The sequence below is a fragment of the Amycolatopsis sp. NBC_01480 genome, from assembly GCF_036227205.1.
Taxonomy (GTDB): Bacteria; Actinomycetota; Actinomycetes; order Mycobacteriales; family Pseudonocardiaceae; genus Amycolatopsis.
In genome coordinates this window covers 6,996,288-7,022,217 of sequence record NZ_CP109442.1, presented here as the reverse complement: position 1 = coordinate 7,022,217, position 25,930 = coordinate 6,996,288, and the positions used below count along the sequence as shown (strand labels likewise).

General features: G+C 71.8%; 26 protein-coding genes and 1 pseudogene. 12 read left to right on the top strand and 15 right to left on the bottom strand.

What is annotated here, in order from left to right; genetic code table 11:
• Nucleotides 1–104 precede the first annotated feature (104 nt).
• Together OG371_RS33490 and OG371_RS33485 are read left to right on the top strand one after the other, a co-directional pair.
• Nucleotides 105–1,073, top strand: a complete 969-nt coding sequence (locus tag OG371_RS33490) for a GlxA family transcriptional regulator (protein ID WP_329059645.1) — start codon at nt 105–107, stop codon at nt 1,071–1,073.
• Nucleotides 1,074–1,084: 11 nt separating this feature from the next.
• Nucleotides 1,085–1,723 (top strand): DJ-1/PfpI family protein, encoded by a 639-nt coding sequence (locus OG371_RS33485; RefSeq protein WP_329059643.1) that lies wholly within the window; start codon nt 1,085–1,087, stop codon nt 1,721–1,723.
• Nucleotides 1,724–1,772: 49 nt separating this feature from the next.
• Here the strand turns inward: OG371_RS33485 and OG371_RS33480 are convergent, their stop codons facing one another.
• A complete protein-coding gene (locus tag OG371_RS33480) occupies nt 1,773–2,327 on the bottom strand; it encodes a cysteine hydrolase family protein (RefSeq protein WP_329059642.1) in 555 nt (184 codons plus the stop codon).
• A 38-nt stretch (nt 2,328–2,365) separates the two neighbouring features.
• Nucleotides 2,366–3,553 carry an amidohydrolase gene (locus tag OG371_RS33475; protein WP_329059640.1) on the bottom strand — a complete coding sequence of 396 codons (1,188 nt, stop codon included), beginning with the start codon at nt 3,551–3,553 and terminating at the stop codon, nt 2,366–2,368.
• Nucleotides 3,554–3,624: 71 nt separating this feature from the next.
• On the opposite strand from OG371_RS33475, the gene OG371_RS33470 reads away from it, so the two are divergent.
• From OG371_RS33470 to OG371_RS33455, 4 genes are all read left to right on the top strand, one after another.
• Nucleotides 3,625–4,254 carry a TetR/AcrR family transcriptional regulator gene (locus OG371_RS33470; protein ID WP_329059638.1) on the top strand — a complete coding sequence of 210 codons (630 nt, stop codon included), beginning with the start codon at nt 3,625–3,627 and terminating at the stop codon, nt 4,252–4,254.
• Nucleotides 4,255–4,309: 55 nt separating this feature from the next.
• A complete protein-coding gene (locus OG371_RS33465) occupies nt 4,310–5,791 on the top strand; it encodes a carboxylesterase/lipase family protein (protein WP_329059637.1) in 1,482 nt (493 codons plus the stop codon).
• An 83-nt stretch (nt 5,792–5,874) separates the two neighbouring features.
• On the top strand, nt 5,875–7,656 hold the full coding sequence (murJ, locus tag OG371_RS33460; protein ID WP_329059635.1) for a murein biosynthesis integral membrane protein MurJ: 1,782 nt from the start codon (nt 5,875–5,877) through the stop codon (nt 7,654–7,656).
• Between the two features lie 52 nt (nt 7,657–7,708).
• The gene (locus OG371_RS33455) at nt 7,709–8,155 is read left to right on the top strand and encodes a hypothetical protein (protein ID WP_329059634.1); all 447 of its coding nucleotides are present in this window, start codon (nt 7,709–7,711) and stop codon (nt 8,153–8,155) included.
• Here the strand turns inward: OG371_RS33455 and OG371_RS33450 are convergent, their stop codons facing one another.
• On the bottom strand, nt 8,156–8,425 hold the full coding sequence (locus tag OG371_RS33450) for a hypothetical protein (protein WP_329059633.1): 270 nt from the start codon (nt 8,423–8,425) through the stop codon (nt 8,156–8,158).
• 126 nt (nt 8,426–8,551) lie between these two features.
• Between OG371_RS33450 and OG371_RS33445 the strand changes: the two genes are divergently transcribed.
• Nucleotides 8,552–8,926 carry an RNA-binding S4 domain-containing protein gene (locus OG371_RS33445; RefSeq protein ID WP_329059632.1) on the top strand — a complete coding sequence of 125 codons (375 nt, stop codon included), beginning with the start codon at nt 8,552–8,554 and terminating at the stop codon, nt 8,924–8,926.
• Between the two features lie 186 nt (nt 8,927–9,112).
• Nucleotides 9,113–9,394 (top strand): hypothetical protein, encoded by a 282-nt coding sequence (locus tag OG371_RS33440; RefSeq protein ID WP_329059630.1) that lies wholly within the window; start codon nt 9,113–9,115, stop codon nt 9,392–9,394.
• An 88-nt stretch (nt 9,395–9,482) separates the two neighbouring features.
• Here the strand turns inward: OG371_RS33440 and OG371_RS33435 are convergent, their stop codons facing one another.
• The gene (locus tag OG371_RS33435; RefSeq protein ID WP_329059629.1) at nt 9,483–10,349 is read right to left on the bottom strand and encodes a DNA-3-methyladenine glycosylase family protein; all 867 of its coding nucleotides are present in this window, start codon (nt 10,347–10,349) and stop codon (nt 9,483–9,485) included.
• Between the two features lie 18 nt (nt 10,350–10,367).
• A complete protein-coding gene (locus OG371_RS33430; RefSeq protein ID WP_329059627.1) occupies nt 10,368–10,496 on the bottom strand; it encodes a hypothetical protein in 129 nt (42 codons plus the stop codon).
• A 61-nt stretch (nt 10,497–10,557) separates the two neighbouring features.
• Here OG371_RS33430 and OG371_RS33425 point away from each other — a divergent pair, with 61 nt between their 5' ends.
• Nucleotides 10,558–11,022 (top strand): MarR family winged helix-turn-helix transcriptional regulator, encoded by a 465-nt coding sequence (locus OG371_RS33425; protein ID WP_329059625.1) that lies wholly within the window; start codon nt 10,558–10,560, stop codon nt 11,020–11,022.
• A 91-nt stretch (nt 11,023–11,113) separates the two neighbouring features.
• Here OG371_RS33425 and OG371_RS33420 read toward each other — a convergent pair whose 3' ends face one another.
• The 5 genes and pseudogenes from OG371_RS33420 to OG371_RS33400 all read right to left on the bottom strand — a co-directional run bounded on the left by OG371_RS33420 (nt 11,114) and on the right by OG371_RS33400 (nt 17,198).
• Complete coding sequence (locus OG371_RS33420) at nt 11,114–12,331, bottom strand: IniB N-terminal domain-containing protein (protein WP_329059623.1); 1,218 nt, start codon at nt 12,329–12,331, stop codon at nt 11,114–11,116.
• Nucleotides 12,332–12,692: 361 nt separating this feature from the next.
• Nucleotides 12,693–13,430, bottom strand: a pseudogene (locus OG371_RS33415) (serine hydrolase); the annotation flags it as partial.
• Nucleotides 13,384–14,178, bottom strand: coding sequence for a DUF6338 family protein (locus OG371_RS33410; RefSeq protein WP_329059621.1), 795 nt, complete (start codon nt 14,176–14,178; stop codon nt 13,384–13,386). The gene OG371_RS33410 and the pseudogene OG371_RS33415, both read right to left, overlap by 47 nt.
• Before the next feature lie 2 nt (nt 14,179–14,180).
• Nucleotides 14,181–14,372, bottom strand: a complete 192-nt coding sequence (locus OG371_RS33405; RefSeq protein WP_329059619.1) for a hypothetical protein — start codon at nt 14,370–14,372, stop codon at nt 14,181–14,183.
• An 81-nt stretch (nt 14,373–14,453) separates the two neighbouring features.
• Nucleotides 14,454–17,198: a ricin-type beta-trefoil lectin domain protein gene (locus tag OG371_RS33400; protein WP_329059618.1), complete on the bottom strand. Its 2,745-nt coding sequence runs from the start codon at nt 17,196–17,198 to the stop codon at nt 14,454–14,456.
• Nucleotides 17,199–17,410: 212 nt separating this feature from the next.
• Here OG371_RS33400 and OG371_RS33395 point away from each other — a divergent pair, with 212 nt between their 5' ends.
• Nucleotides 17,411–18,553 carry a glycoside hydrolase family 88/105 protein gene (locus tag OG371_RS33395; RefSeq protein WP_329059615.1) on the top strand — a complete coding sequence of 381 codons (1,143 nt, stop codon included), beginning with the start codon at nt 17,411–17,413 and terminating at the stop codon, nt 18,551–18,553.
• A 212-nt stretch (nt 18,554–18,765) separates the two neighbouring features.
• On the opposite strand, the gene OG371_RS33390 is transcribed toward OG371_RS33395, so the two are convergent.
• From OG371_RS33390 to OG371_RS33375, 4 genes are all read right to left on the bottom strand, one after another.
• Complete coding sequence (locus OG371_RS33390) at nt 18,766–20,694, bottom strand: hypothetical protein (protein ID WP_329059614.1); 1,929 nt, start codon at nt 20,692–20,694, stop codon at nt 18,766–18,768.
• A gap of 217 nt (nt 20,695–20,911) precedes the next feature.
• Complete coding sequence (locus OG371_RS33385; protein ID WP_329059613.1) at nt 20,912–21,526, bottom strand: TetR/AcrR family transcriptional regulator; 615 nt, start codon at nt 21,524–21,526, stop codon at nt 20,912–20,914.
• Complete coding sequence (locus OG371_RS33380) at nt 21,523–22,386, bottom strand: oxidoreductase (RefSeq protein ID WP_329059612.1); 864 nt, start codon at nt 22,384–22,386, stop codon at nt 21,523–21,525. Before OG371_RS33380 ends, OG371_RS33385 begins: the two co-directional genes overlap by 4 nt.
• Before the next feature lie 45 nt (nt 22,387–22,431).
• Nucleotides 22,432–23,310, bottom strand: a complete 879-nt coding sequence (locus tag OG371_RS33375; RefSeq protein ID WP_329059611.1) for an EamA family transporter — start codon at nt 23,308–23,310, stop codon at nt 22,432–22,434.
• Between the two features lie 68 nt (nt 23,311–23,378).
• Here OG371_RS33375 and OG371_RS33370 point away from each other — a divergent pair, with 68 nt between their 5' ends.
• Complete coding sequence (locus OG371_RS33370) at nt 23,379–24,230, top strand: LysR family transcriptional regulator (RefSeq protein ID WP_329059610.1); 852 nt, start codon at nt 23,379–23,381, stop codon at nt 24,228–24,230.
• A gap of 27 nt (nt 24,231–24,257) precedes the next feature.
• Here OG371_RS33370 and OG371_RS33365 read toward each other — a convergent pair whose 3' ends face one another.
• Nucleotides 24,258–25,196 (bottom strand): SDR family NAD(P)-dependent oxidoreductase, encoded by a 939-nt coding sequence (locus OG371_RS33365; RefSeq protein ID WP_329059608.1) that lies wholly within the window; start codon nt 25,194–25,196, stop codon nt 24,258–24,260.
• 77 nt (nt 25,197–25,273) lie between these two features.
• Here OG371_RS33365 and OG371_RS33360 point away from each other — a divergent pair, with 77 nt between their 5' ends.
• The gene (locus OG371_RS33360; RefSeq protein ID WP_329059606.1) at nt 25,274–25,864 is read left to right on the top strand and encodes a TetR/AcrR family transcriptional regulator; all 591 of its coding nucleotides are present in this window, start codon (nt 25,274–25,276) and stop codon (nt 25,862–25,864) included.
• Nucleotides 25,865–25,930: the final 66 nt, after the last annotated feature.

Genomic DNA, 25,930 nt, shown 5'->3' with positions numbered 1-25,930 from the left:
ACGGTACGGCCCCACCCGGGGCGGCCCGCAGGGGACACGCCCATGGCCGGATCGGTGGGATACCCGTCATTGCTGCCACCGCCGCCCGGTGCGACGCTGGTGAGGTGCGAGAACACCTGGTCCTGATCCCCGTCTTCGACGGCGTGCAGGTGCTCGACGTCACCGGGCCCCACGAAGTGCTGGCGTACGCCACCCGGCGGCTCGGCGACGCCCCGGGTTACGCCGTGCGGCTGGTCGCCGCCACGCCGGAGCCGGTGACCACGGACGGCGGGTTGAAGCTCGTCCCGGACGGCCCGCTGCCGTCGTCCGGCGAGATCGGCACCCTGCTCGTGCCCGGCGGGACCGGCGCGCGGGACCTGCCCCCGGACGACGAGCTGGTCGGCTGGCTGCGCAGTGCGGCCGACCGGTCCGCGCGGGTCGTCTCGGTGTGCACCGGCGCGTTCCCGCTCGCCGCCGCCGGGGTGCTCGACGGCCACGCCGCCGCCACCCACTGGATGTACGCCGGGCAGCTCGGCGCCGCCTACCCCGAAGTCGACGTGCGGCCCGACCCGCTCTTCGTGCGCGACGGCCGGGTCTGGACGTCCGCGGGCGTCACCGCGGGCATCGACCTCGCGCTCGCGCTCGTCGAGGCCGACCACGGCGTGGACGTCGCGCAGCAGGTCGCGCGCTCGCTGGTCGTGTCCCTGCGCCGGCCGGGAGGGCAGAGCCAGTACGCCGGTCCAGTGTGGACGGAGCCGGCCCGCAAGCCCGGCATCCGCGAGGCGCAGGACCTGATCCACGGCCATCCGGACACCGACCTGCGGGTGCCCGCCCTCGCCGCGCACGCGGGCATGAGCGAGCGCCACTTCAGCCGCGAGTTCGCCCGCGAACTCGGCTGCCCGCCCGGCGATTACGTGGAGCAGGTGCGTGTGGACGCCGCCCGCCGGCTCCTGGAGTCCGGGCCCGCGCCGGTGACCGTGGTCGCCGTCCGCACCGGCTTCGGCACCGCCGAGACCATGCGCCGGGCGTTCGTGCGACGCCTCGGCGTGCCGCCCGCCCACTACCGGCGGCACTTCGCCGCCGGACCGTCCTGAAAGGACTGCCCATGCAGGTCGCGATCGCCGCTTTCCCCCGGATGACCGCGCTCGACGCCATCGGCCCGTACGAGGTGCTGCAGCGGATCCCGTCGCTGGACCTGGTGTTCGTCGGCGAGCGGCGCGGTGAAATCCGCACGGAGAACGGCTTCCTCGGGCTCACCGTCGACGCCACCTACGACGAGGTGCCCTCCCCCGACGTGGTCGTCGTGCCGGGCGGCGTCGGCACCCGGTCGCTGCTCGACGGCGGCCCGCTCGTCGACTGGGCCCGCGACACCTACGTCGGCGCCCGCTTCACCACGTCCGTCTGCACCGGCTCCCTGATCCTCGCCGCCGCGGGCCTGCTGGACGGGCTCGAGGCGACCACACACTGGGGCGCCATGGACAAACTGGCCGAGCTGGGCGCGAAACCCGTGCACCGGCGCGTGATCGAGCACCTGGACCAGCGCCTGCTCATCGCCGCGGGTGTCTCCTCCGGCATCGACATGGCGCTGCGGCTGGTGGAGCTGCTCGTGGACACCACCGCGGCGAAGGCCAGCCAGACCCTGATCGAGTACGACCCCGAGCCGCCGTTCGACGCGGGCCACCCCAGCAAGGTGGACGCGACGGTGGTGGCCCGGGTCGACGAGTACCGAGCACTCCGGGCCTGAGCTCGTGAGTGTTCATGACGGTTAGAACCGTCATAGCCACTCACGAGTCCTAGCCGCGGAACCGCACGTCCGCGGCCGTGGCCGTGCCGGCGGTCCGGCCGGGCGCGGACTGGTGCGTCCAGTACAGGTTCGTGTGCGCGATGACCAGCTCCGGCGACGGCGCGCCCCAGGCGGTGCGGTCGTTGGTCGTGTGGGCGTCGGAGACCAGCTGCGCGTCGTAGCCGCGGGCGAAGGCGCCGTGCAGGGTCGAGCGGATGCACGCGTCGGTCTCCGCGCCGGTGACGATCAGCTGCCCGGCGCCGAGGTCCGCCAGCACGGTCTCGAGTGTGGTGTCCTCGAAGGCATCGCCGTACAGCTTCCCGACGACCGGCTCGGCCTCACGCGGCTCCAGTTCGGGGACGATCCGCCAGCCGTCGCTGCCGGGCGTGAGCTCCTCGTCGGAGTGCTGCACCCATACAACGGGCACCCCGTCCTCCCGCGCCCGCTCGACCAGCCCGGCGATGTTCGCGACGGCTTTGTCCCGCTCGTACGCCTCGGCCACCACGTCCACCTGCACGTCGATGACCAGCAACGCGGTGTTCGGCCGGTTCTCGAGTGTCGTCACGGTTCCCCCTCAGGACGGTGTTTCGGCTCAGGCTACTGCTAGAGCGTCAACTCCCCGTCGCGCGCGACGATCTCGCCGCCAGCCATCACCAAGGCCCGGCGCGGGACCCGGACCAGGGCGTCGGGGACGTTCTGCGCGTCGAGCAGGACCACGTCGGCGCGGGCGCCGGGCTCGATGCCGTGGCGGGCGCGGTGGACGAAACCGGCAGCGCGGACGGTGGCGAGTTCGACCGCGTAGCTGAGATCTTCGTCGGTGCGCAGGCCGTGGAGCCGGGCGAAGCCGAGCGCGATGCGGAGCAGGTCGCCGTCGCCGAACGGGGACCACAGGTCGCGGATGCCGTCGGTGCCCAGGCCGATCGGGATGCCGCGCTCGGCCATGCCGCGCCACGGCAGCGGGGCGGTGCGGACGGGCGCGACCGTCGCCCACGAGATGCCGGCTTCGGCCAGCCGGTCGAGCAACGCGGACTGGCGCGGCTCCGGCAGCTCGCCCAGCGCGAAGCCGTGCGAGACCGTGACGCGGCCTTGCAGCCCGGTCTGCAGGGTCCGGTCGATGATCAGCTCGTACTGGAACGCGCCCAGCTCGCCGCTGTCGTGCAGGTGGATGTCGAGGCCGACGCCGCGCCGTTCGGCGATCCGGAACAGCCCGTCCAGCTGCGCCACCGGATCACGGTCGATCGAAGCCGGGTCGAGCCCGCCGATGCCGGCCGCCCCGGCGGCAGCCGCCCGGTCCAGCAGGTCGAGAACCCCGGGACGGCGCTGCACCCCGTCCTGCGGGAAGGCGACGACCTCCACCTCGACCGCGCCGCCGAGGACCGCGGCCGCCTCAGCGACCGCTTCGATGCCGGTCAGCCCGACGCCGAGGTCAACGTCCACATGGGACCGGGTGGCCGTGGTGCCGTGCCGCAGGAACTCCCGCAGCACCGCCACCACCCCGTCGACGCTCGGGATGCCGTGCTGGTCCCGCTCGGCCCGCTCGTGCGCGATCCGGCCCTGGGTGGTCGGCTCGCCGCCGTAGGACACCCAGTCCTGGCCCCACCAGCTCTTGTCCACGTGGGCGTGCGCGTTGACGAACCCGGGCAGCGCGAGCCGGCCACCGCCGTCGACCCGGGTTCCCGGCGCCTGCCCCTGCCCCGCCGGGACGACCTCGGCGATCACCCCGTCCCGGACCAGCACGTCGCGAGCCTCGCCGCCCCAGGGGCGGACATTCGCCAGAATCAGTTCCGCCACAGACGTATGGTATCCCAAACGCAGCGGGTCTTCGGGCCGCGTGGTTCCCATATGACTGTATGATCTCCGTCATGCCACGAGTAGTCGATCACGACCAGCGGCGGGCGCAGATCGCGCGGGCGTTCCAGCGGTTACTGGCCGCCGAAGGGTTCGGCGCGGTGTCGTTCTCTCGCGTCGCCGGTGAGGCCGGGGTGTCCGTCGGGCTCATCCAGCACTACTTCGCGGGCAAGGACGCGCTGCTGCGTTTCGCCTACGAGGACGCCGTGGCCCGGATGAGCGAGCGGGTGCGGGTCCGCGTGCGGGGCGGCGAGGCGGCCGGGAGCCCGGTCTCGGAGGTCCTGCTCGACACCCTCGTCGAACTGCTGCCCCTCGACGCGGAGCGGGACCTCGAATACCGCGTACGGCAAGGATTACAGGCTCAGGCACACCACGATCCCGGCCTCGCCACCGTCGCCCGGCGGTCCGGTGGCGGGCTGCTCGAGTACGTCATGTCGGTGATCGAAAGCGGCAAGGAGAGCGGCGAAGTCGAGTCCACTGTCGACTCCGCGCTCGCCGCCCGCCTGATCCTCGCCACCACCCAGGGCCTGGCCGATCAGGTCGCGCTCTCGGGCGCGGACGCGTTCCCGGCCCGCGAGGTGCTGGACAAGGCCATCGGCACGGTGTTCACCACGCGCCGGCGGAAACCCCCGCGACAGCACTGAGCTCGTGCGGCTAAGGTAGCAATATGATCGTATTGTCACCGACGGAGCGCACCCGATGACCGAGCCCGTGACCGTCCAGTTGACCGACGGCACCGTCCGCGGCCTCCGGCGCGACGACCACCACTCCTTCCAGGGCATCCCGTACGCCGCGGCGCCCGTCGGCGAACGGCGGTGGCGCGCGCCCGCGCCGGTCGAGCCCTGGTCCGGAGTCCGCGACGCGACCGAGCCCGGAGCGCCCGCGCCGCAAACAGCGCAGGCGTTCGACGCCGCCGCCTCGCTCGACGAGGACTGCCTGACGCTGAACGTCACCGTGCCCGCCGCCCCGCGCGCCGGACGCCCGGTGCTGGTCTGGCTGCACGGCGGCGGCGGGACGAACGGGACCGCGGCCGGCTACGACCCCCGGCGGCTCGCCGTCACCGGCGACGTCGTGGTCGTGGCGCCGAACTTCCGGCTCGGCGCGCTCGGCTGGTTCGGGCACCCCGGCCTCGACGAGAGCGGCACGTTCGGCCTGCAGGACCAGCAGGCCGCGCTGCGCTGGGTGCAGCGGGAAATCCCGCGGTTCGGCGGAGACCCGGCGAACGTGACGCTGGTCGGCGAGTCCCACGGGGCGCTCACCGTCGCGGCGCACCTCACCGCGCCCGGCTCGGCCGGGCTGTTCCACCGCGCGGTTCTGCAGAGCGTGTTCGGGGCGCTGGGCCCGACGCCCGCGCACCTGTTCATGCCCGGTCTCCCGGCGCTGCCGCCGATGTGGTCGCCGGTGGCGGAGCTGGAGCAGCTCGGCGCCGCCGTGGCGATCGAGCACGGCTGGGTCGAGCCGGGCAGTGACGCCGAATCGGCGCTGGCGCAGCTCCGCCAGGTTCCGGTGGCGGACCTGCTCCCGGTGTCGGGCGCGTTCATCCGGCCCGCGTTCGGCGGCGGTGTCCTGCCCGAATCGCCCGCTGACGCGTTGGCCGCCGGCCGGTTCCAGCGGATGCCGCTGATGCTGGGCACCACCCGGGACGAAGCGCGCTTTTTCGCCGGGCTGGCCGGTAATCCCGTGACCGCGGAGAGCTACCCGCAGCTGCTGGCCGGGGCCTTCGGCGACGCCGCGGACGAGGTCGCCGCGCGTTATCCCGTCGGCAGTTTCGCCACCCCGAGCCTCGCCTGGGCGCGGGTCAGCACCGACCGCGCCTGGGCCGGGCCGGTCTGGGAACTGAGCCGCATCCTCGCCGCGCACACCGAAACCTGGCTGTACGAGTTCGCCGACGAGGACGCGCCCGTGCTGTTCCCCGGCTTTCCTTCCGGCGCCCAGCACGGCAGCGAACTGGCGTACCAGTTCGATCTCCCCGGCGGCCCGGCGTTGCCGGCGGCGCAACAGGAACTGGCGGAGCAGATGAACCGGTACTGGACGGCTTTCGCCCGCCATGGCGACCCGGCCTTGCTGGGCCTGCCGGACTGGCCCCGCGCCGGGCACGTCCAAGCGCTGGCGCCCGGGCGGATCGGCGGCGTCGACTACGTCACAGCGCACAGCCTGGACTTCTGGGCACGAATGCCCTGATGCGGCCCCCTGCGCACGGCAGGAACGGGCAGGCCCGGCCGGTCGGCGTCGACAGCCGTCACGCCCGCTGGCAGGGTCGTCTCATGCAGCAAGACGATCGGACCCCGCCCCGCCCCGAGGAGGCGACGGCGTTCATCGCCTTCGACGCGTCCGAGCTCAGCCTGCCCGGCGGCGCGCACTGGCCGACGCGGGACCTCGACGTGCCCCGCTCCTACACGGAGATCGCGGTGCAGGTCGCGGTCCCGCAGGCGCCGCCGTCGCCGATCGGGCCGGCCGGCTCGGTGGCCCAGTCCAGCAGCCGGCTGGCGGTCGCCGCGCTGGTCAGCCGGATCACCGGGTTCGGCTGGAAGATCGCGCTGGCGCTGATCATCGGCACCGGGGTGGTCAACGACTCGTTCAACATCGCCAACACCCTGCCGAACATGGTGTTCGAGCTGCTGCTGGGCGGGGTGCTGTCCAGTGTGGTGATCCCGTTGCTGGTCCGCTCGCACGACGACCCCGACGGCGGCGAGGCGTACGCGCAGCGGCTGATCACCATGGCGCTGGTGCTGCTCGCGCTGGGCACGGCCTGCGCCGTCGCCGCCGCGCCGTTGTTCACCCTGCTCTATGTGGACAGCTCCTCCCCCGACACCAGCCCGGCGCTGACCACCGCGCTGGGCTACCTGGTGCTGCCGCAGATCTTCTTCTACGGCCTGTTCGCGCTGTTCGCCGCGATCCTGAACGCCAAGAACGTCTTCGGCCCGCCGGCCTGGGCGCCGGTGCTCAACAACCTCGTTGTGCTCGTCACGCTCGGCGTGTTCTACCTGGTGCCCGGCGAGATCTCGCTGAGCCCGGTCCGGATGGGCGACCCGAAGCTGCTGGTGCTCGGGCTCGGGGTGACGCTCGGCATCGTCTGCCAGGCCGTGGTGCTGATCCCGCCGTTGCTGCGCAGTGGTTTCCGGTTCCGCTGGCGCTGGGGCATCGACCCGCGGCTGAAGGAGTTCGGCGGGCTGGCCGCGTGGATCCTGGGCTACGTCGGGGTGAGCCAGATCGGGCTGGTGGTCAACACCAACGTGCTGACCAGCGGCACCAGCGGCGGCGTCACCGCGTACACTTACGCGTGGCTGCTGTTCCAGCTTCCGTACGGCGTCATCGGCGTCTCGCTGCTGACCGCGTTCATGCCGCGGATGAGCCGGGCCGCCGCGGACGGCGACACCCCGCGCCTGGTGGGCGATCTTTCTTACGCCGCCCGGCTTTCCACCGTGCTGCTGCTGCCGTGCACCGCCGTGCTCGCGGTGATCGGCACGCCGATCGGGATCGCGATCTTCACCTGGGGCCGGGGCACGCTCGCCGACGCCGACCGGCTCGGCCAGACCCTGGCCATCTCCGCACTCGGCTTGCTGCCGTACGCGATGGTCCTGTTGCAGCTGCGGGTTTTCTACGCGATGAAGGACGCCCGCACGCCGACCCTGATCATGATCGTGATGACCGCGGTGAAGATCCCGATGCTGTTCCTCTGCCAGGGCGTGCTCGACCGTGAGCACATCGTGCTCGGCGCGATGCTGGTCAACGGCGCGACGTACGTGATCGGCGCGGTCGTCGGGCAGGTGTGGCTGTGGGTGCGCCTGGGCCACCTGCGCAGCCGGCGCGCGCTGCGCGTCATCCTGGTCACCACCGCGGTCAGCGCGCTCGGCGCCGGCGCGGCGTACCTGGCCGGGCTCGGGGTGCCCGCCTCGCTCGGCCCCAGCTGGCAGGCCATCGTCCGGCTGCCGCTGGAGGGGCTGGTCGGCGCCGGGGTGTCGTTCGGGCTGCTGGCCGCGCTGAAGGTCAGCGAGTTCGACCCGATCTCCCGCCGGATCGCCGGGCTGCGGCGGGCCCGGGCCTGAAAGTTCACTTTCGCCGCGGTTCGGTCCCTCTATCATCGGCCGCGAAACCCCGGTGGCGAACCGGGTCTGGGCGGAACGGGTTTCGGAGATGGGCCTGATCAGCCTGCTGCTCCTCATCGGCGGCGGAGTGATGATGTACTTCGGCTTCGACGCGAACCTCGGGCTGTGGATCGGCGGCCAGGCCGTGGTCATCGCCGGGCTCGTCGTGCTGGTCGTGCGCGGGGTGGTCCGGAGTTCGCGCCGGCGCAAGCGGCTGCTGCGGGCCGGGGTGCCCGGCACCGCGACCGTCACCGCGTTCCGCGACACGGGCATCACCACGAACGACAACCCGAAGGTCGAGTTCACCCTCCAGGTCACCCCGTCCGACGGCACTCCCGCCTTCACCGCGACGACCCGCCACACCGTCTCGCGGCTGGAGCTTCCCTTTGTCGGGCAACAGTTCCTCGTGCGCTTCGATGCGGTGGACCGCACGGATCTCACCATCGCGGGCCCAGCCTGATCACTCGCCGCGGAGGAGCCGTTCCAGCTCGGTTTCGGCTTCGCTGCTGCCGGCGTCGGAGAGTCGTTGGAGCTCACGCAGCTCCCGGCTCGCGACGGCGCGGCGGGTGAGCAGGCGGCCGGCGTGCTCGCTGCCTTCGTCGAGGAGTTCGGAGAGCTGGTCGAGGTCGCCGCGGGCGTCGGCGAGGTCGGCCAGCCGGTCGAGCGCGGTTTCGTTGCCCTCGTCCGCGAGTGCGCGGAGGGTGTTTTCGTCGAAGTCGGGTGCGGTCACCTGAGCCAGTGTGAGACCTTGCCCGGCAGCGCACCACACGCGGAAACCGGCTGCATCCGTGGGCGGGCCACCGACCCGTCCGGCCCCAGCAGCGCGCCGCCCGCGGAAACGGGCCATCATGGACCAGTGGAATCGACCCGAGTGGACCGGTGGCTGTGGGCGGTGCGGCTGACCAAGACGCGCGCGGATGCCGCCGCGGCGTGCCGGGGCGGGCATGTCCGGGTGAATGACCGTCCCGCCAAGCCCGCCACCTCCGTGGTGGCCGGCGACGAGGTGCGGCTGCGCAACGGGCAGCACACCCGGATCGTCGAGGTCGCGCGGGTGATCCAGAAACGCGTCGGCGCCCCGGACGCCGCCACCTGCCTGATCGACCGGACCCCGGCCCCGCCGCCGGAAGCCTCGATCCCCGTCGCCCGCCGGGAACGCGGCGCCGGCCGCCCCACCAAGCGCGAACGTCGTGAACTGGACGAATTCCGGGCCCGCCAGGGCCGCCTCGGCTGAGCCTGAACCGCCCCAATGTGGCGTTCGGTGCGTTGGACGCAACCAACGCCACATTGGGTGCGTGAGCCCGGGTCCTGAGACGCCGCGCTGGTCCGCCCCGATGAGGACGGCCGGTCCGCCTTTCTGATGACGCCAGGCCGCGTCCGCGCGGCTACCGTTCGTGGTATCGGCGACGGGAGGCCAGCAGTGATCAGGCGGACGCGATGGCCGGTGGTCCTCGGCCTGACTGCGGCACTGGTGGTGAGCGGAGGCGTGACGGCCGCAACGTCGGCCGGTGCGGACGGCGGCCTGATCACGCAAACCGCACCGGTCTCGCTGCCTGGCGACCTGATCAAGCGCACCGCCGTCGGCCCAGCATCCGACGACCCGGTCGTACGCACCGGCACCGGACCAGTACCCGGCAACCTGGCCGTCCACACCGCCGCCGGTTCCCAGGCGTGCTGTAAGCCCGACGACGGACGGTGGTGAAGGCGCAGACTCGGATGCATTGCGCAAACACGGTGCGAGGAAAGGAAAAGCGATCCCGGCACCTTGAGGCGGCCGGCTGTGGTGCGGTTCAGGCCCGCGTCTGCCCGGCGATTTCGTGGGTCCGTTCTTCGCGCAGGGTGCGCAGGTGGACCGAGGCCCAGGTGCGGAACGGCCGCCAGGCGCCGGACACCTCGGCCAGCGTGTGGCCGGGGCCGTACTGCTGGACGATCTCGTTGTCGAGCCGGTGCTCATGGTGCGGGATCAGGTCCGGGGCGTTGGCGCCGCGGAGGACGACCAGTTCGGCGGCGAATGGCCCAAGGCCCTTCACCTCCTGCACGCGGCGGACCGCGTCGTCGGGATTCATCGCCCGGAGCTGGTCGCCGTCGAGGTGTCCGTCCAAGGCTGCCTCGGCGACGGCGTGCAGGTATTCGCTCTTGCGGCCGGGCAGGTCGAGATCGAGGCCGCGCACCGCTCCGGGGGTGGGAAAGGCGCCGCCCTGGCCGTGGTCGCGGATGAGGTTCTCGCGTAGCCGGGCCGCTTGGCCGATCCGGATCCGCTGGGACAGCACGGCCCACGCCGCGGCCTCGTAGGGGGAATGGAAACCGCAGGGCCGCAGGCCGGGCAGCCGCTCCTGCGCGTGGGCGATGACCCGGTCGCGGCGCGCCACCTCGGGCCAGCCGCGGGCGTCGACGTCCAGGGACAGGAACCGGCAAACCTGCCGGACTGCGGCGTCGAGGTCGCCGTCGCCGGTCACCGTGATCCGGGCGGAGCCGCCGTGCTGGGCGACCCGCGCCTCCGCGCGGCTCCAGTCGCCCTCGACGCAGAACACCGTCCACAGCTCGGCCGGAGCGTGCTGGGCTGCCAGCGCGGCGGGGGCGAAGCCCTCCCAGAACCGCTTGCACGTTTCGAGCGACCAAGGTCCGAGTACGTCGACGTTCACCGTGTGGCCGGTCATGGTTCGCTCCCTCCGCCGTCAGGCCTCGCCGTGCAGTGCTTGCGTGTCATCGCAGCACAGCCACGGCAGGATCCCGGCTCCCGGGCGCGGGGACGCGGCGTCCAGGCGGACCTGCGGGGCGAGGAAATCGGGTCCGGTCACGTTCATGCTGCCCTCCGCGATGGGTGTCAATGTGCTGACATAGGTCACTGTATGTCATCATGTTGACATGAGTCAAGCCGAGCCGGACGGTCCACTGGACGAGGTCGTGGGTTATGTGCTGAAACGGGCGGCCGCCGCGCTGCGCACGCGCATGGACGCGGAACTGCGTCCGCTGGGCCTGACCGTGCCGCAGTACGCGTGCCTCGAAGTGCTCGCACGGCAACCGGGACTGTCCAACGCGGAGCTGGCGCGTGCCGTGTTCGTCTCGCGCCAGTCGATGAACCTGGTGCTGCGCGGGCTACAGGACCGTGGACTGGTCGCCCGGCCGGCGAGCACCCCGCACGGCAGGGCCTTGCCCAGCCGGCTCACCCCGCCGGGCCGGGAGCAGCTTCGGGCAGCCAGCACCCTCGTGAAGTCGGTCGAACAGCGGATGCTCACGCCGCTCTCCACCGCGGCGCAGGACCGCCTGCGCCGCGATCTCACCGTCTGCGCCGACGCACTGGCCGAACCGCGTTCGGCCGGCGAGAGCTGAAGCAACGAGCGCAAAAGCGGGCCCGGGCCTCCCTTGGCGGAAGGCCCGGGCCCGTTCCAGTGCCCGAACTCAGGAATCAGTGCCCGAGATTTCAGTGCCCGATGTGCAGGTCGCCCAGCGCGCTCTCGACGCCGTGGTGCAGGTCGAGGCCGGCGGTCAGGTCGTGCGCGTGGTTCTCCACGTTGCTGACCAGGTCGCCGGTGTGCGAGGTGCTGGTGAGGTCGCTGGTCGGCGCGTCGCTGCGGATGCCCGTGTCAGCGTGCTCGCCGGCCGCGGCCAGCGCGTGGTTCACCGCGTCGCCGGCGATCGGCAGGTGCGCGGTGGCACCGGCGAGGGTGTGGGTGACCGAGCCGACGGTGGACGAGACGTCCGGCGTGCCCGGGATGGCCGGCAGAGCCGGAACCGCGGGCAGCGCGGGGACGCCGGGCACCGCCGGGACACCCGGGACCGAGGCACCCGGGACCGCCGGCAGGGCCGGGACCGCGGGCAGCGCCGGAAGGCCGACCGGCAGCGCCGAGACGGCGTGGTCCAGCGAGCCGGACAGGTCGCCGGCGGCACCGAAGTCGCCGTGCGGCTGGATGTTCTCGGCGTTGACGCCGACCGGCGTGGAGCCGATGACCCCGTTGACCTGGCCGAGCAGGCTACTGCCGCCGACGCGGACGTCCTCGACCACGCCGCTCAGCGGACCGCCGACGGCAGGCACCTGGGCGACGGTGGTGACCGCGGCCTTCCACAGCAGGGCGTCGCCGAGGTGGTTGGTGGTGGCGTCGACCACGCTGCCGACCAGCTTGCCGTCGAAGAGGTGATCGCCCACCGCGCCGACGGTGTGCTGCAGGTCGATGGCGCCGGCGTCGACCAGCGGGCCGACCAGCGGCACGCCGCTGGTGGCGCCGGCGACGCTGTCCACGATGCCGGAGACGTCGCCGAGCGCGCCGTGCGTGGCGGTGTTGAGGCCGGTCTGGTCGGCGATGTCGCTGACCGCGCCGAAGACCCCGGTCAGAACGCCGGACTCGCCGCCGAGGGCGCCCGTGGCGCTGTGGACGGCTTCCGCCGCCTGGGGCGCGGACGCGGTGACGTGGTCCAGCGTGCCGGTGACGTCACCGGTCGCGAACCCGGCCGGCGAGCCGGCGGCCGGCAGCGGCGCGGTGTCCATGACCAGCGGCATGATGTCGTGGACGTCCGCCGCGCTCAGGTCCCCCAGACCGGCGCCGTTCAGCACAGCCTGCGGGTTGGCGTTGTACTCCGCCAGTGCCTGCGGGTCGCTGAGAAGATTCAACGCGAATTCGTGCAGCGTCTGCACCGGGCCCATAGTTCAATTCTCCTGATAATGACAACAGATCGGCAGTGGTAATGATCGGCACCGTGGTCAGCACCGCCGGACATGCCGACGAGCCGGTGGCTCCGGGACGAACTTAGGGCGGCGCCATCCGGGGGCCAACGGGGGCCACCCCGGGTTTTGCGGAGCACCACTAGGGGGCTTCGGCACCCGGCCGATTAGGGGCACTAGGGATTTGCCGCCGGACCTGCGGATACCCGGTGGTCACAGGCTCGCTTTGACCGACAGTGACCGAAAGTCACTACGAGGTGCCACGTTCACTCACTGAAAGTGTCCACCGAAATCACTCTTTAGAGCAAACGTGACAAGGCCTCCAAGGCGTACACGGGGCGGGCTAATGGACCTTCGGAGTCGCGCGGCCGCCGAAGTGGAGGTACTCCTCGCCGGTGGCCAAGGCGTAGAAGGTGACCGGGAGCCAGCCCCGGCCCACCGTGGACCGGACCACGAACAAACCCGATTCGACCGCCACCAGCGCGTATTCCTGCACCTTTTCCGGCAGCATTTCGGCAAGCGCGCCGGTGACCGTGTGGCGCAGCCGCGCCCCGTCCTCGCCGCGGAACACCGCCACCAGCGCACCGGCCCGCTCGTACGTGCCCAGAAACGGTTCGAAGTCAACGGTCACCGGCTCCGCGGGCGGCGTGAGCGGCAACGGCATTTCGACGTCCGCCAGTTCGGCGAAGACCTCGCAGTAGAGGTCCTGGTAAAGGTCGCGGGGGCTGCCGCCGTTGGTGAGCAGCGCGACGGCGAGGCCCTGCTCCGGCAGCAGCCGCAGGAACGCCGACTGGCCGATGGTGTTGCCGTCGTGCCCGATCAGCCGGTGGCCGGCCCAGTCGTACCGGATCCAGCCGAGGCCCCACGAATCGCCCAGCGCGTGTTTGTCGGGCAGGTCGGCCTGGAACGCGGCCATCGCCGCGGCGCTCCCCTCGCTCAGCAGGCGGGTGCCGTCCGGGGCCGGCCCGCCGGTCAGGGCGGCCGTTGGCTCACGGGCTGAGCAGCGAATTTGCGGCGCGGTCAGGGTTTTGCGCTCATCGGCCGAGGACTGCCAGCTGGCCCAGCGCCAGGAGTTCCAGGGCCAGCAGGACCACCAGCCGCCAGTGGGCCGGGATCCGCGGCACCCGGCGGCGCCGGGCCGGAGCGGGACCGTCGTCCGGGGCGTAGTTGAGGACCCAGAGGTCCTTGATCTCGGTGCCCCGGATGATCACCACGCTCCACCCGTCCGGCGCCAGCGACGACCAGGGTTCACCGACCGGCTTGGTGATCAGATTCGGCTGGCTCAGAGTCAGCTCCCGGTCGTCGAGGCCGAGGCCGTTGTCGTAGGCGGCGAGGCGCCCGCGGTAGAGCACGCCGCTGGCCATGCGCACCTGCAGGTAGGTGAATTCGGGCGGTGGCAAGCCTTTCTCGTGCGCGTCCTGCCGCGGTATCCGGTCGAAGTAGGAGACCCAGAGGCTTTCCTGCCGGATCTCCGCGTGCGCGTTCCGCCCGGGCGTGGTGTACAGCCACACGGCGGGGATCGTCATGGCGAGGACCAGGAAGCAGGCCAACGTCCAGGTCAGGAGGCCGAGGTGCCCGGCCAGATACCCCGGCTGGGACAGCAGCGCCTGCGGGTCGGCGAGCAGCCGCGGGTCGATGGTGCGGAAGCCGCCGAGCAGGATCAGCACGGTCAGGCTCACGAGCACCCCCGCCAGCAGGATGCGGGAAACCTCCACGAAGGTGGAATCCCCTCGCCCCGGGCGGGAGCGCTGGCGGATCAGCTCGTACCAGATCCCCGGCGCCAGCACCAGCAGGAGCCCGACCAGGCCACCGGAGGTCGAGGGCACCATGGTTACGCGCCGCTCGTCTCCGGCTTCGGCTCCGGATTCGCGGCCGGGGCCGCGGGCTCCGGTTCAGTGGGATCGGGCACCGTCCCGGTGCGGATGACCGGGACGCCGGGGTTGTAGGTCGTGCCCTGGTTGAGGGTCTCGTCCAGGTTCAGCGGCGCCGTCTCGTAGTTCGCTGACTGCTCGTTGTCCGCCATCGTTCGACTCCCGCCGGATCGGCTGTGCCAAGCCCTTTGCCGACGCGGTCGCTCGCCGGTCCCCCGGCGTTACGAAACAGCTCAGACGCGCGCCCACTTCTGGCTCGCTGATCCGGTGCAGCCGGAAACCACCAGCGGGGTGCTGTCCGCGGTGCCGCCGCCCGCGGCGTCCAGGCATTGGCCCGACGCGACGTTCACCACGGCGCCGTCCGAGCGGACCCGCCACTGCTGGGCCGCGCTGCCGGTGCACTCGCTGATCTGCAGCGGGGTGCCGTCGGCCGTGCCGCCGCCGACCACGTCGAGGCACCGGTTTTCGAACACGGTCAGCTGGTTGGTCGCGGTGGACGTCCATTCCTGGTTGCTGCCGTTGTGGCAGTCCCACAATGTCGGGCGGGTGCCGGGGGTCGAGTCGCCCGCGGGCACGTCCGCGCAGCGGCCGGACGCCTGGCCCTGGAGCATGCTCGGCGCCGGGCTGCGGGACCAGCCCTGGTTCGGGGCGCCGGTGCACGACGCCGTGCCCAGGCCGTCGGCCGGCGCGGTGCCGGACGCGGTCAGGCACTGGCCCGAGCCGCCGTTCACCACGGTGCCGTCGGCTTTCAGGTCCCACTTCTGCGCGGCCGCGCCGGTGCAGTCCTGGATCTGGGCGGCCGCGGGGTCGGTCCCGTCGAGGCATTTGGTGCCGTACACCATCAGCTGCCCGGCCGGGGTGGCCGTCCACTGCTGGTTCACGCCGCCGTTGCAGTCCCACAGCGCGATCGCGGTGCCGTTCTGGTCGCTCACCTTCGGCACGTCCGCGCAGATCCCGGACTCCAGTCCTTTGAGGACACCACTGTGGTTGCCGGGCGGGGCCGCGGCCAGCGACAGGTTGTCGAACAGGTCGGTCTGGTAACCGACGACGCCGAACCCGGCCTGGCCCGCGGGGAACGAGCTGTCCGCGGCGGTGCCGAGCGTGGCGCCGTCGAGCGTCGCGGTGATGTCGTCGCCGGAAAAACTGAGGCCGACGCGGTGCCACGAGTTCAGCCCCGGCGCGGCGGCCGTGCCCGAAGCCAGGGTGGTCAGCTGGCCGTTGCTGTCGTTCTTCGCGATCGACCAGGCGCCCCGCTCGTCCAGGCGCAGCTGGTAGGCGGCCTGACGGCTCTGCGGCCGGTTCTGGGTGTTCGCCCGGCCCAGCAGGGTGACGGTGCCGGACTGCCGCAGGTCCACGTCGACCGCGACGCTGTAGTCCCGCCAGTTCAGATCGCCGATCAGGCCGTACGCGTCGCTGTCGCCCTGCCATTCGATCGGCTTGACCGGCGCGACCTGCTGCAGGCACTGCCCGCTGCGGCCGTCGACGCAGGGGCGGGATTCGAAGGCGCCCTGCATGTCGGAGAAGTACTTCGCCTCGGTGCCGGTGGGGTAGCCGTCGAAATTGTCGGCGTACGGCAGGGGCAGGCCGTGCACGGGCGGCGCGGTCGCGGTGCCCTTGCCCTGCCCGGTCGTGGTGGTGACCGAGTAGACCCGGCCGGGCTGCAGCGTCAGCGAGTACGAGCCGTTCTGCGGGGTCACGTCGGCCTGCTTGACGAAGTAGTCCGCCTGGTTGCTCGAACCGAGGTCGCTCGACCACACGTGCACTGCGCCGGTGCCCAGCCCGCCGGAGACCTTGACGTTCACGGTCTGCGCGCTGGTGGCGCTGGTCGTCTCGTAGATCGTCGAGTAATCCGTGCCGTTGCCCGGCTTCAGGCTGATGTAGCTGCCGTTCGCGCGGTCGCCGCCGAGGTAGCCGCTCGCGGAGCCGGTGAGGAACTTCCAGCCGGGCTGGGTGAACTGCGTGACCTGCGCGGTGGCCCACAGGTTCTTGCCCAGCTGGTAGGAGCCCGACCACGGCGAGTTCGCCGTCGCCAGGCCGACGGTGTCGAACGGCAGGTTCGGGTACAGCGACGCGATGATCGGCCAGTTCATGAAGCCGGTCATCTGCCCGTCGAGGTAGCCGCGGGTGACGCTGCGGATCAGCGGCTGCGCGCCGGAGTCCTGGTCCTGGGAGCCGAACTCGCTGGCCCACAGCGGTTTCCCGGTCGCGACCGCGTTCGCGCTGGACGCGCACGAGGTCGCGTCGGACAGGTAGCCGCACGGGTAGTGCGCGCCGACCACGCCGACCGCCTTGCCGAAGGCCGGGTCGGACAGCATGTCGTCGGCGGTCCCCCAGTCGGTGTCGTCGCCGACGATCTGCACCGAGCCGTAGCCGTTGGCGTCGAGCGAGGTGCGCAAATCCTTGTACCAGGCGGTGTTGTGGCCCTTTTCGTTCCAGCCGCCGAGGTAGCTGATGGTCAGCCCGTGCTGCTTGGCGCAGCCGAGCCAGGAGATGTCGTAGTCGATCATGTCCTGGGACCAGAAGTTCCCGCCGCCGATCCAGCCGGGCGCGGCCCACGGCAGCGCGACCAGCTTGATCCCCGGGTTGCGCGCGACCGCCTGCTCCCCCAGCCAGAACTCGTAGCCGGCGTCGCAGTTCACCTGGCCGCGCACGTGCTCGTGGCTGGGCTCGGCGCCGTCGGTGGAGTTCGCGTCGCCGCCGATCTCCAGCTTCAGCAGCTGCACCGCGGCGCCGTAACCAGGCTTGAACAGGTAATCGAGCAGCTGCGCCTGCTGCTCCGGCGGGTAGTCGCGCAGCAGCCGGGAATTGCCGCCGCCCCCGCTGATCGCGCCGAGGCCGTCGAAGGTCCGGCCGGTCGCCGTCCCGTTCACCGAGACATCGGTGGCGGTGACGGCCGTGGCCGTCGCGGCCGGGACGATCAGCGCCGCGAGGGCCAGCAAGAGGACCGCGGACAGTCGGGCGATCCGGGCCAGGACCATGGTGGGCTCCTCCAGCCGAAGCGAGGCGCCCCGCGACCAGGGCACCACGAACAGGGAAGCGGCCCGCGGCCGGGGAAGTCAATGAAAACGGCGCCCCCATCGATATATCAGTCCCGTTTTCTGTCCGGTTCTTTTCCCCGGCGGGCGGTTGACCGTTTCGGCGAATCCCGCCGAAGATCACCGCAGTACCCCGGCAAAGGAGCTGGTTCCCCTTGGCGACCCGTACCGTTTTCCGTTTACTGTGCACCATTCTCGTCGCCGTCGGCCTGCTTCAGGCGCCGGTGGCGGCCTCGGCCGCGACCCGCGCCGACCTCTCCCGCGCCGTCGCGGATTCGACGATCGGCGCGCATCCCGCCGCCTCGCTGGGACTGGGCTACACCGACGCCCTGTTCCTGCTCGGCCTGTACCGCGTTTACCAGCGCACCCACGACTCCCGCTACGTGGACTACATCGAGGACTGGGGCGCCGCGAAGGTCAAGCCGGACGGCAGCACCGGCAACGCCTACAACGATCTCGACAGCATGCTCGCCGGCAACGTCTTCCTGATCCTCGCGCAGCAGACCGGCGACCCGCGTTATTCGCTGGCCGCGCAGCGCATCCGCACGCGACTGGACAGCTACCCGAAGACCTCGGACGGCGGGTTCATCCACAACACCGGCCTGACCGGGCAGCTCTGGGCCGACGGCGCGTTCATGCTCACCCCATTCCTCGCGCACTACGGCGCGGACACCGGCGATTCCTTCGGCACCACGCAAGCGGCAAAGCAACTGCTTACCTACTTCAGTCACTTGCGTAATCCCGGCGGCCTGCTGTATCACGCCTACGACGAAACGCATAAAGCGAGCTGGTCCGATCCGGCCACGGGCAACTCCCCCGAAGTGTGGTGCCGGGCGGTCGGCTGGTTCGGCGCGGCGACCGTCGATGTACTCGACGCGCTCCCCCAGACCGCGCCGGACCGCGGCGCGCTGGCCGGCATCGTGCGTTACCTCGCCGACGGTTTCCGCAAGTGGCAGGACCCCGCGACCGGCCGGTGGTTTCAGCTGCCGGTCAAGCCGACTCTGGCCGGCAACTGGACCGAGACCTCGTGCTCGAGCCTGTTCACCTACACGCTTTCCCGCGGGATCCAGCGCGGCTACCTCGGCAAGGACTACCAGCCGGTAGTGGACGCCGGGTACGCCGGCGTGCGCGACCGCGTCTCGATCGCCGACGGCGGCGCCACGCAGATCACCCAGATCGGCGTCGGCACGAACGTCGGCGACGCGCCGTTCTACCTCGCGCGGCCCCGGGCCACCAACGACTTCCACGGCATCGGCACGTTCCTCTACCTGAACGAGCAGATCACCGGCGCGGCCTGAGTAGACTCGTGAGTGTTTATGACGGCTAGAACCGTCATAAACACTCACGAGCCCTTGAACGGGAGCCGCGCACGGCTGGCCCACCCCGCGACACCGGGCACCCACTCCTACCGCGCCGCCATCCGCTGACGCCGCTGGGCCGGGCCCCGCTGTTTCCGCCCGCATAGCCCGCGGCGGGCGGCGGGCGGCGGCCGGCGGGCCGGCGGGCCGGGTCAGGGCAGGGTGATCACGGTGCTGAGCGTGCCGCCGTGCGGGACGCGCAGCACGTGGATACGGCGGCCGCCGGTGGAGAGGATGTTGACCGCGGTCGCCGTGACCGAGGCGGCGAGGGCGGTCCCCCAGCTGATGGTGATCGCCTGGCTGCCGCGGTGGATGGTCAGGCCGGTCGCGGTCGCGGCGGAGTTCCGGCCGTAGCCGATCGGGGTTCCGTCCGAAAAGGACACCGTGTCGGCCGGCTTGAGCACCAGCGGGACCTGCTCGGTGAGCGCGCTGGTCCCCTGCACCGCGCGGGTGACGGTGTTCGGCGTGACGGTCAGCGTGGTGTGGATCCGGCCGTCCGGCAGGGCGTAGTCCACCACCACCGGCGCGCTGCCGGGCACGATCCGCTGCCCGTCCCAGGCCCGGCCGCCGACCTGGTAGGTGGCGTCGAGGTTGCTGCGCGCGTCCGGATTCCCGTTGGGCAGCAGGCTCGCCCAGCACTGCGTGTCGTCCTGCTGGCTCTGCACGAGCGTGCCCGCGGCCGGGTGCCAGAGCAGCCCGGCCGAGCCGCGCACCTCCGAAGACGGACGGGTGCCCAAGAACGCGGCGAGGTACAGCGCCGGCCGCCGGATGAAGGTGTAGGCCTGGTTCGTCAGGTCGTCCCGGCGCTGCACCGCGAAGTCCGTGCTCGCCAGGTAGGGCAGTTGGGCGATCGCCGCCTGTTTGGCCGCCTTGGAGGGCAACGACTCCCCGTACGGCGCGTGCGCGAGAATGCGCGGCGAAGTGTCCTGTTTGGCCAGTCCCGGCGCCGGGCCGGACGCGGCCGCCCACTCCGCCCTCGTCGCGGCGCGGTCCTCGGCCGAGGTGAAGAACGGGGCCAGCGCGGGGACCTCCGGGACGAAAAACGAGCCGAGGTTGGTCCGGTCCGGGTCGGGGATCACGTTGTCGTAGCCGGTCACCGTGGTGCGCGCGGACATGCCGACGTAGGTCAGCGAACCGGTGCCGTCCGGCTCGCGCACGACGTTGTAGCCGAACCAGCTCGCGAACTTCGAAGCCATCGAGAGCACGGTCTTGTCCCCGGTGAGCACGTAGATCTCGGCCAGCTCCGGGATCATCACCTCGAAGTTGTAGTTGATGTCCATCCCGGTCGGCTCGTAGAAGAACCCGGCCGGGCTCTGCCCGTGCGCCGCGAGATAGGCGATGCGGCCGGCCAGTTTCGCCTGCATCGCCGCGTCCGGGTTCAGCTGCAACGCGCGGGTGGAACTGGCGAGGCCGGACGTGTTCTGGTTGGCGTAGTGGATCGGCGATTCCCAGATCGGGTTGGCCGGGTCGAGGAACCAGGTCATGCCCTGGTGCAGCGCGGTGCCGATCTGACCGCGGCGCGTCGGCAGCGCGTTCGCCTGGCGCAGGTTGGCCAGCGTCTTGGCGAGGTAACCGAGGCCGAACCCGGTGGCGGCCTTGGACTGCTCGGTCACGCTGTACTCGGGCCACGACCCGTCGGCGTGCTGCAGGTTCAGGTAATGCGCGATGGCCGCGTCAAGCCGTTTCAGCAACGCCGCGTTGCCGGAGTACGGGTTCCATGAGCGCGCGTTCGCGTGGAACCAGCTCAGCGTGAACACGTGCTCCTGCACCCGCGCGTTCGTCGGCACGCTCGGTGTGCGCCACCAGCCGCCGCCCATATAGCCGAGCGTCGCGGGGTCGGTCACCTCGATGTCGTTCACCATGCCGGGCAGAATCGCCAGGTACGGCCCGAAACGCTGCTCCAGCGGGCTGAACAGCTTGCGCACCGGGGCCCCGGCGGGCAGCGGCGGCAGAGCCGGGAACGGCCCGGCCGGCGGAGCGACGGAAGCGGCGGCGACCCCGCCAGGCAGCGTCAACCCGAGCCCCAGCGTGGCGCCCAGCCCCACGGTCCCGAACAGCATCCCGCGTCGCGACAAGACCATCGGTGAACTCCTTCGTCCGGCGTGGCCACGACGTTAGGCAGCCACGCGAGACAAAGGCAAGACGCTAATACGTATTACCAAAAAGACCGGAAGTAAGCCGACCGGCAACGGCGACAGACCTGCCCCAGGTGCTTACTTCCGGTCGGTTTGGTATCTACCGGCACAGTAGCTTTTCCCAGCACGAAAGTAGGGCTGAACGGACACATTTCCCCGTTGTTCAGTCCCTTTCGGCGGAAGCCAGCACCCGCAGCCAGATCTGGGCGCAGGTCTCGGTCGCCGCGCGGAGGTCGCGCGGACGGGCCGAGGCCCAGTAGAACGTTCGCTCGGTCATCCAGCAGAGGCCGCGCGCCAACGCGGCCGCGCCTTCGGGGCCTTTCTCGTCCGGAACTCCGCCACGCACCATGACGCGAGCCATCGCCTCGGCGTAGGAGGCGACCGTGCCCTGCCACAGCTCGGCGATTTCCGGAACCGCGGCGGAAAAGTCCACCGCCGCGCGCATCACCAAACCGTGCTCACGCCACTGTTTCGCGGTGCGCCGCACGGCTTCGCGGACCGTCTCTTCCGGACTGGAGACGGTGTCGCCGGCCGCGCCGAGCGCGTCTTCACGCAGCACGGCAACCGTGCGCGCCACCAACGCCGCGAGCACCTCGTGCTTGGAGCCGAAGTAGAAATACAGGGAGGCACGCGAAATCCCGGCCCCCTTGGCGATCGTCTCCACCGTCATCAGCTCGACGCTCTCGTACTCCAGCAGCGCCTCGGCCGCGTCGAGGATCGCCTGCTCCCGGCGGTCCCCCTTGGTCGGTGTCGAGCGCCGTTTCCCCGGCCCGGTCACGGCCGGTTCGACGCGATCTCGTGGCCGTCCGGGAAGTCCGTCGAGCGCGAAAGGCCCTCCCAATCCCGCAAATCGGCTTCGACGGCCGAGCGGCCGGCCGCGACCAGGCGCAGCGCGTCCGAACCCAGCACCAGGTGCACCGGCGGCTGCTCCGACTCGATCACCTGCAGCACCGCCTCGGCGGCCTTCGCCGGATCGCCCAGCTGGTGGCCGCTCGCGGCCTGCCGGGCCGCGCGGATGGGCTCGAAGAGCTCGTCGTAATCCACAATGGACCGTTCACTGCGGACCATGGAGCGGCCCGCCCAGTCGGTGCGGAACGAGCCGGGCTCGAGGATCGTGACGTGCACGCCGAACCCGGCCACCTCCTTGGCGACGGTTTCCAGCATGCCCTCGACCGCGTACTTGCTGCCGCAGTAGTAGGCCAGCCCCGGCACGGTCATCAGCCCGCCCATGGAGCTGACCGCGAAGATGTGCCCCGAGCGCCGTTTCCGCATGGACGGCAGCACCGCCTGCACGGTCGAGGCGACGCCGAACACGTTGGCGTCGAACTGCGCGCGCAGTTCGGAGATCGGCGACTCCTCGAACACGCCTTCGTGGCCGTACCCGGCGTTCGCGATCAGCACGTCGATCGGCCCGACGGTCCGCTCGACCTCGCCCACCACGGCCGGCACCGCGTGGTCGTCGGTGACGTCGAGCTGCCGCGCGTGGGCCCGGCCCGGGGCGAGCGCCTCGAAGGCCGCGAGGTCGGCCTCCTTGCGGACGGTGCCGACCACGGTGTGCCCGGCCTCCAGCGCCCCCTGCGCGAAGGCCCGGCCGAGGCCGCTGCTGACACCGGTGATCAGGAAGGTTCGAGTGGTCATGTTCCCGACTCTACGTCACGTCGGGTTAAATCAACACTGTGTCGATTATGACACCGCCGGCGCTCGTCTCGCGGCCACCACCGAGTTGGCCGCCACGATCACCGCGGTCGCCACCCACGCGGCCAAATCGAGCTGCTGGTGGAGCACGACCAGACCGACCAGCGCCGCCAGCACCGGGTTGACGCTCATGAACACCCCGAAAAACGCGGCGGGCACCCGGCGCAGCGCCAGCAGGTCGACCAGGAGCGGGACGGCCGAGGAAAGCACCCCCGCGACAAGTGCCTGTCCGAGCGCGGCCGCCGTCGGCGGGTGGTGCGCGAAGACGAGCAAGCCCACAGGGATATAGACCACTGCGGACGCGCCGGCCGCGGCCGCGGTGCCCTGGACGCCGGGCAGGCGGCGGCCGACGGTCCGGTTCAGCAGGATGTAGCCGGCCCAGCAGGCCGCGGCCAGCAACGCCAGGCCGATGCCGACGTAATCCGTGGTGGGCTGCGGCCGGGCCAGCACCACCACCGCCCCGGCGGCAGCGAGCGCGCAGATCAGGTCCGGCTTCCGGCGCGAGCCGGCCAGCGCCACCGCGAGCGGGCCGAGGAACTCCAGCGTCACCGCCAGCCCCAGGCCGATGCGGTCGATCGCCGAGTACAGCGTGAGGTTCATCGTGCCGAACACCGCCGCCAGCGCCAGGACCGGGCGCCACTGCCGCGCGGTGAACGAGCGCAGCCGCGGCCGTCCGACGGCCAGCAGCAGGGCGCCGGCCACCCACTGCCGCACCGCCACCACGCCGACGGGGCCGACCACCGGGAACGCCAGGGCCCCGGCCGCCGCACCGGTCTGGTTGGCCAGCGCGCTGCCCAGCATCAGCGCCACCCCGGCGGCGCGGCGCTCCTGCGGCGGCGTCGCGGGCGCGCGTTCGGTTGTCGTCATGGCTCGAGCGTGCGCCCCGGCCGTCCATGCGCAAAATGCATGAAACGACGCACCTATACGCTGAACGCATGGATCTGGAGTTGCGCCACCTGCGGTGCCTGGCCGCGATCGTGGACACCGGCACGTTCACCGACGCGGCGGTCGAGCTGGGGGTGTCGCAGGCCGCGGTGTCGCGGACGCTGCTCGCACTGGAGCGGGTGCTCGGCGTGCGGGTGCTGCACCGCACGAGCCGCAGCGTCGTCCCGACCACCGCGGGCGTTCAGGTCCTCGCGCGCGCCCGGCACCTGCTCGCCGAAGCCGACGAACTGGTCCGCGAGGCCAGCACCGGCCACACCCGGCTGCGGGTCGGGCACGCCTGGTCGGCGCTGGGCCGCCACACCGCCGAGTTCCAGCGGCGCTGGGCCGCGCGGCACCCGGACGTCGAGCTCCTCGTGGTCCGCACCAACACCCCGACCAGCGGCCTGGCCGAGGGCCTGTGCGACGTCGGCGTGCTGCGCACCGCGGTCGATCCGCGCCACTACGCCCACCGCACCGTCGGCTACGAAGCCCGTTACTGCGCCATGGCGGCCGACGACCCGTGGGCGCGCCGCCGCACGGTCACGCTCGCCGAGATCGCCGGGCGCGAGCTGGTGATCGACCGCCGCACCGGCACCACCACGGTCGACCTGTGGCCCGAGGAGGCGCGCCCGCGGGTCGAGCAAACCCACGATGTGGACGACTGGCTCGCCGCCATCGCGACCGGCCGGTGCGTCGGGATCACCCCGCACGCCACTGTCACGCAGTACCGCCGGGACGGCATCGTCTACCGCCGCGTCCGCGACGCCGCGCCCGTGCCGGTGCACCTGGCCTGGCCCCGCCGCGACCCGCACCCGGCCATCCCCGAGGCCGTCGCGCTGCTGACCGAGCTGTACGGCCGCTGACGACGGAATCCCTTGCCCGGCAAGAAATCAAGCGACTTCGACCGGCAGCGCACACAGCTCGGCCGCCGTCGCCCACAGCTCTTCCTCGCGGGCCTGGTCGTAGGACTCGGCCGAGGACGGGACGACGGCGTCACGGTCGATGTACGCACCCGTCTCGCCCGGGCGGGGCCCGGCGACGGCCTCCGCGAGCAGGGCGCCGGACGTGACGGGTGAGTGTGCGAACGGCGTGGCGGTGAAGCCCTGCATCAGCGTTCGCGAGAGAAAGCGGACGACGGGGCCGGCTTCGCGGAACAAGCCGGTGGCCGGCACGTAACCGGGGTTGAAGCTGTACACGTCGACGCCGTCCGGCAGCCGGCGCGCCAGCGCGTGCACCAGGTAGGCCACCGCCAGTTTGCTGGTCGAGTAGGCGGCCCGGCCCTCGCGCGCGGTGTCCGCCTTCGCCCCCTCGCGCGGCGTGGCCAGCTCGCGGACGCTCTCCCAGCGTGGGGCGGGCACCAGCCCCAGGTTGTGCCGCAGGTCGCCGAAGTGCGTGTCGCTGCCGGTCACGACGATCCGGCCCGGCACGGTGAACCGGTCCCACAGCAGCCGGACGAACAGGTAGTTCGCCAGCACGTTGACCGCGAACGTCGGCTCGATCCCGTCCCCGGTCGCCCGGGTGCGGGTGGTCAGCTGCATGCCCGCATTGCCGGCGAAACCGCTCAGCGGCGGCAGATCACCGGCATCGAGCCGGGCGCCGGCCTCCGCGGCCGCACGCTGGATCGACGCCATCGACGCCAGATCGCAGGACAACCCCGAGACGTTCGGATTGCCCGTGGCCTCGGCCAATGCGGCGGCGAGCGCCGGGCCCCCGTCGCCTCGGGCCGTCACCAGCAGGTGCAGGTCCGGCCGCGCGCGCAGGATGCGCTCGGCGGCGACCCGCCCGATCCCCCGGCCCGCTCCCGTCATCAGGACGGTGCTCGTGTCCACGGCGACCTCTGGCACTGAGAACTAATTGGTACTCAGTACCGTACAGGATCCAGGACCGGATCGGCTAGCCTGGGCGGATGCCACCGCTGCCCCCGCTCCGTGAGCGCAAACGCCGGCGAGCTCAGGAGGCCATCGTCGACGCGGCTTTCGCGCTGTTCTCCGAGCGCGGTTTCGCCGACGTGACGGTCACGGAGATCGCCGAACGCGCGGAGGTCGGCCGCACCACGTTCTTCCGCTACTTCGGCGACAAGCAGGAGGTGCTGTTCGCCGATGAGCGGGAGATGACCGACTGGCTGCTCAGCCTCCGAGCCGAGCCCGCCGAAACCCCGCCCACCTTGCGCGAGGCGCTGGACCAGTCGAGGGCCGCCGTCCGCGCGATCTGCGAGGCGATCACTGCCGACGCGAAGCGCTACCGCCTGCACATGCAGCTCGTCAGCGACAACCCGGAGCTGCACGACCGCAGCGAACGCAAGCTGCTGAACCTGGCCGACGCGATGGTCAGCACGCTGCGGGCCCAGGGCATGCCCGAACTGGAGGCGACGGTGGCCGCCCACCTCGCGCTGGCGTGTGTCCGCTCGGGCCGCGCCGTCGCCGGGCCGGACCCGGAGGCGCTGGCGCCTGCCGTCGAGGACGCGTTCGCACTGCTCCTGTCCACGGTGCCGCGCTGACGCCGGAGATGTCCACAATGGATGCCAACGGCCCCGCCTGAGCGCCTGACCTGGCAACCGCAACGT

Excerpts from the sequence above, each read along its gene's own strand:
- OG371_RS33405 (WP_329059619.1), bottom strand. The coding sequence starts at position 14,372 with ATGGCGGACAACGAGCAGTCAGCGAACTACGAGACGGCGCCGCTGAAC.
- OG371_RS33380 (WP_329059612.1), bottom strand. The coding sequence starts at position 22,386 with ATGACCACTCGAACCTTCCTGATCACCGGTGTCAGCAGCGGCCTCGGC.
- OG371_RS33465 (WP_329059637.1), top strand. The coding sequence starts at position 4,310 with ATGACCGAGCCCGTGACCGTCCAGTTGACCGACGGCACCGTCCGCGGC.
- OG371_RS33370 (WP_329059610.1), top strand. The coding sequence starts at position 23,379 with ATGGATCTGGAGTTGCGCCACCTGCGGTGCCTGGCCGCGATCGTGGAC.
- murJ (WP_329059635.1), top strand. The coding sequence starts at position 5,875 with ATGCAGCAAGACGATCGGACCCCGCCCCGCCCCGAGGAGGCGACGGCG.
- OG371_RS33485 (WP_329059643.1), top strand. The coding sequence starts at position 1,085 with ATGCAGGTCGCGATCGCCGCTTTCCCCCGGATGACCGCGCTCGACGCC.
- OG371_RS33420 (WP_329059623.1), bottom strand. The coding sequence starts at position 12,331 with ATGGGCCCGGTGCAGACGCTGCACGAATTCGCGTTGAATCTTCTCAGC.
- OG371_RS33390 (WP_329059614.1), bottom strand. The coding sequence starts at position 20,694 with ATGGTCTTGTCGCGACGCGGGATGCTGTTCGGGACCGTGGGGCTGGGC.
- OG371_RS33400 (WP_329059618.1), bottom strand. The coding sequence starts at position 17,198 with ATGGTCCTGGCCCGGATCGCCCGACTGTCCGCGGTCCTCTTGCTGGCC.
- OG371_RS33410 (WP_329059621.1), bottom strand. The coding sequence starts at position 14,178 with ATGGTGCCCTCGACCTCCGGTGGCCTGGTCGGGCTCCTGCTGGTGCTG.
- OG371_RS33360 (WP_329059606.1), top strand. The coding sequence starts at position 25,274 with ATGCCACCGCTGCCCCCGCTCCGTGAGCGCAAACGCCGGCGAGCTCAG.
- OG371_RS33470 (WP_329059638.1), top strand. The coding sequence starts at position 3,625 with ATGCCACGAGTAGTCGATCACGACCAGCGGCGGGCGCAGATCGCGCGG.
- OG371_RS33435 (WP_329059629.1), bottom strand. The coding sequence starts at position 10,349 with ATGACCGGCCACACGGTGAACGTCGACGTACTCGGACCTTGGTCGCTC.
- OG371_RS33375 (WP_329059611.1), bottom strand. The coding sequence starts at position 23,310 with ATGACGACAACCGAACGCGCGCCCGCGACGCCGCCGCAGGAGCGCCGC.
- OG371_RS33430 (WP_329059627.1), bottom strand. The coding sequence starts at position 10,496 with ATGAACGTGACCGGACCCGATTTCCTCGCCCCGCAGGTCCGCCTGGAC.
- OG371_RS33425 (WP_329059625.1), top strand. The coding sequence starts at position 10,558 with ATGAGTCAAGCCGAGCCGGACGGTCCACTGGACGAGGTCGTGGGTTAT.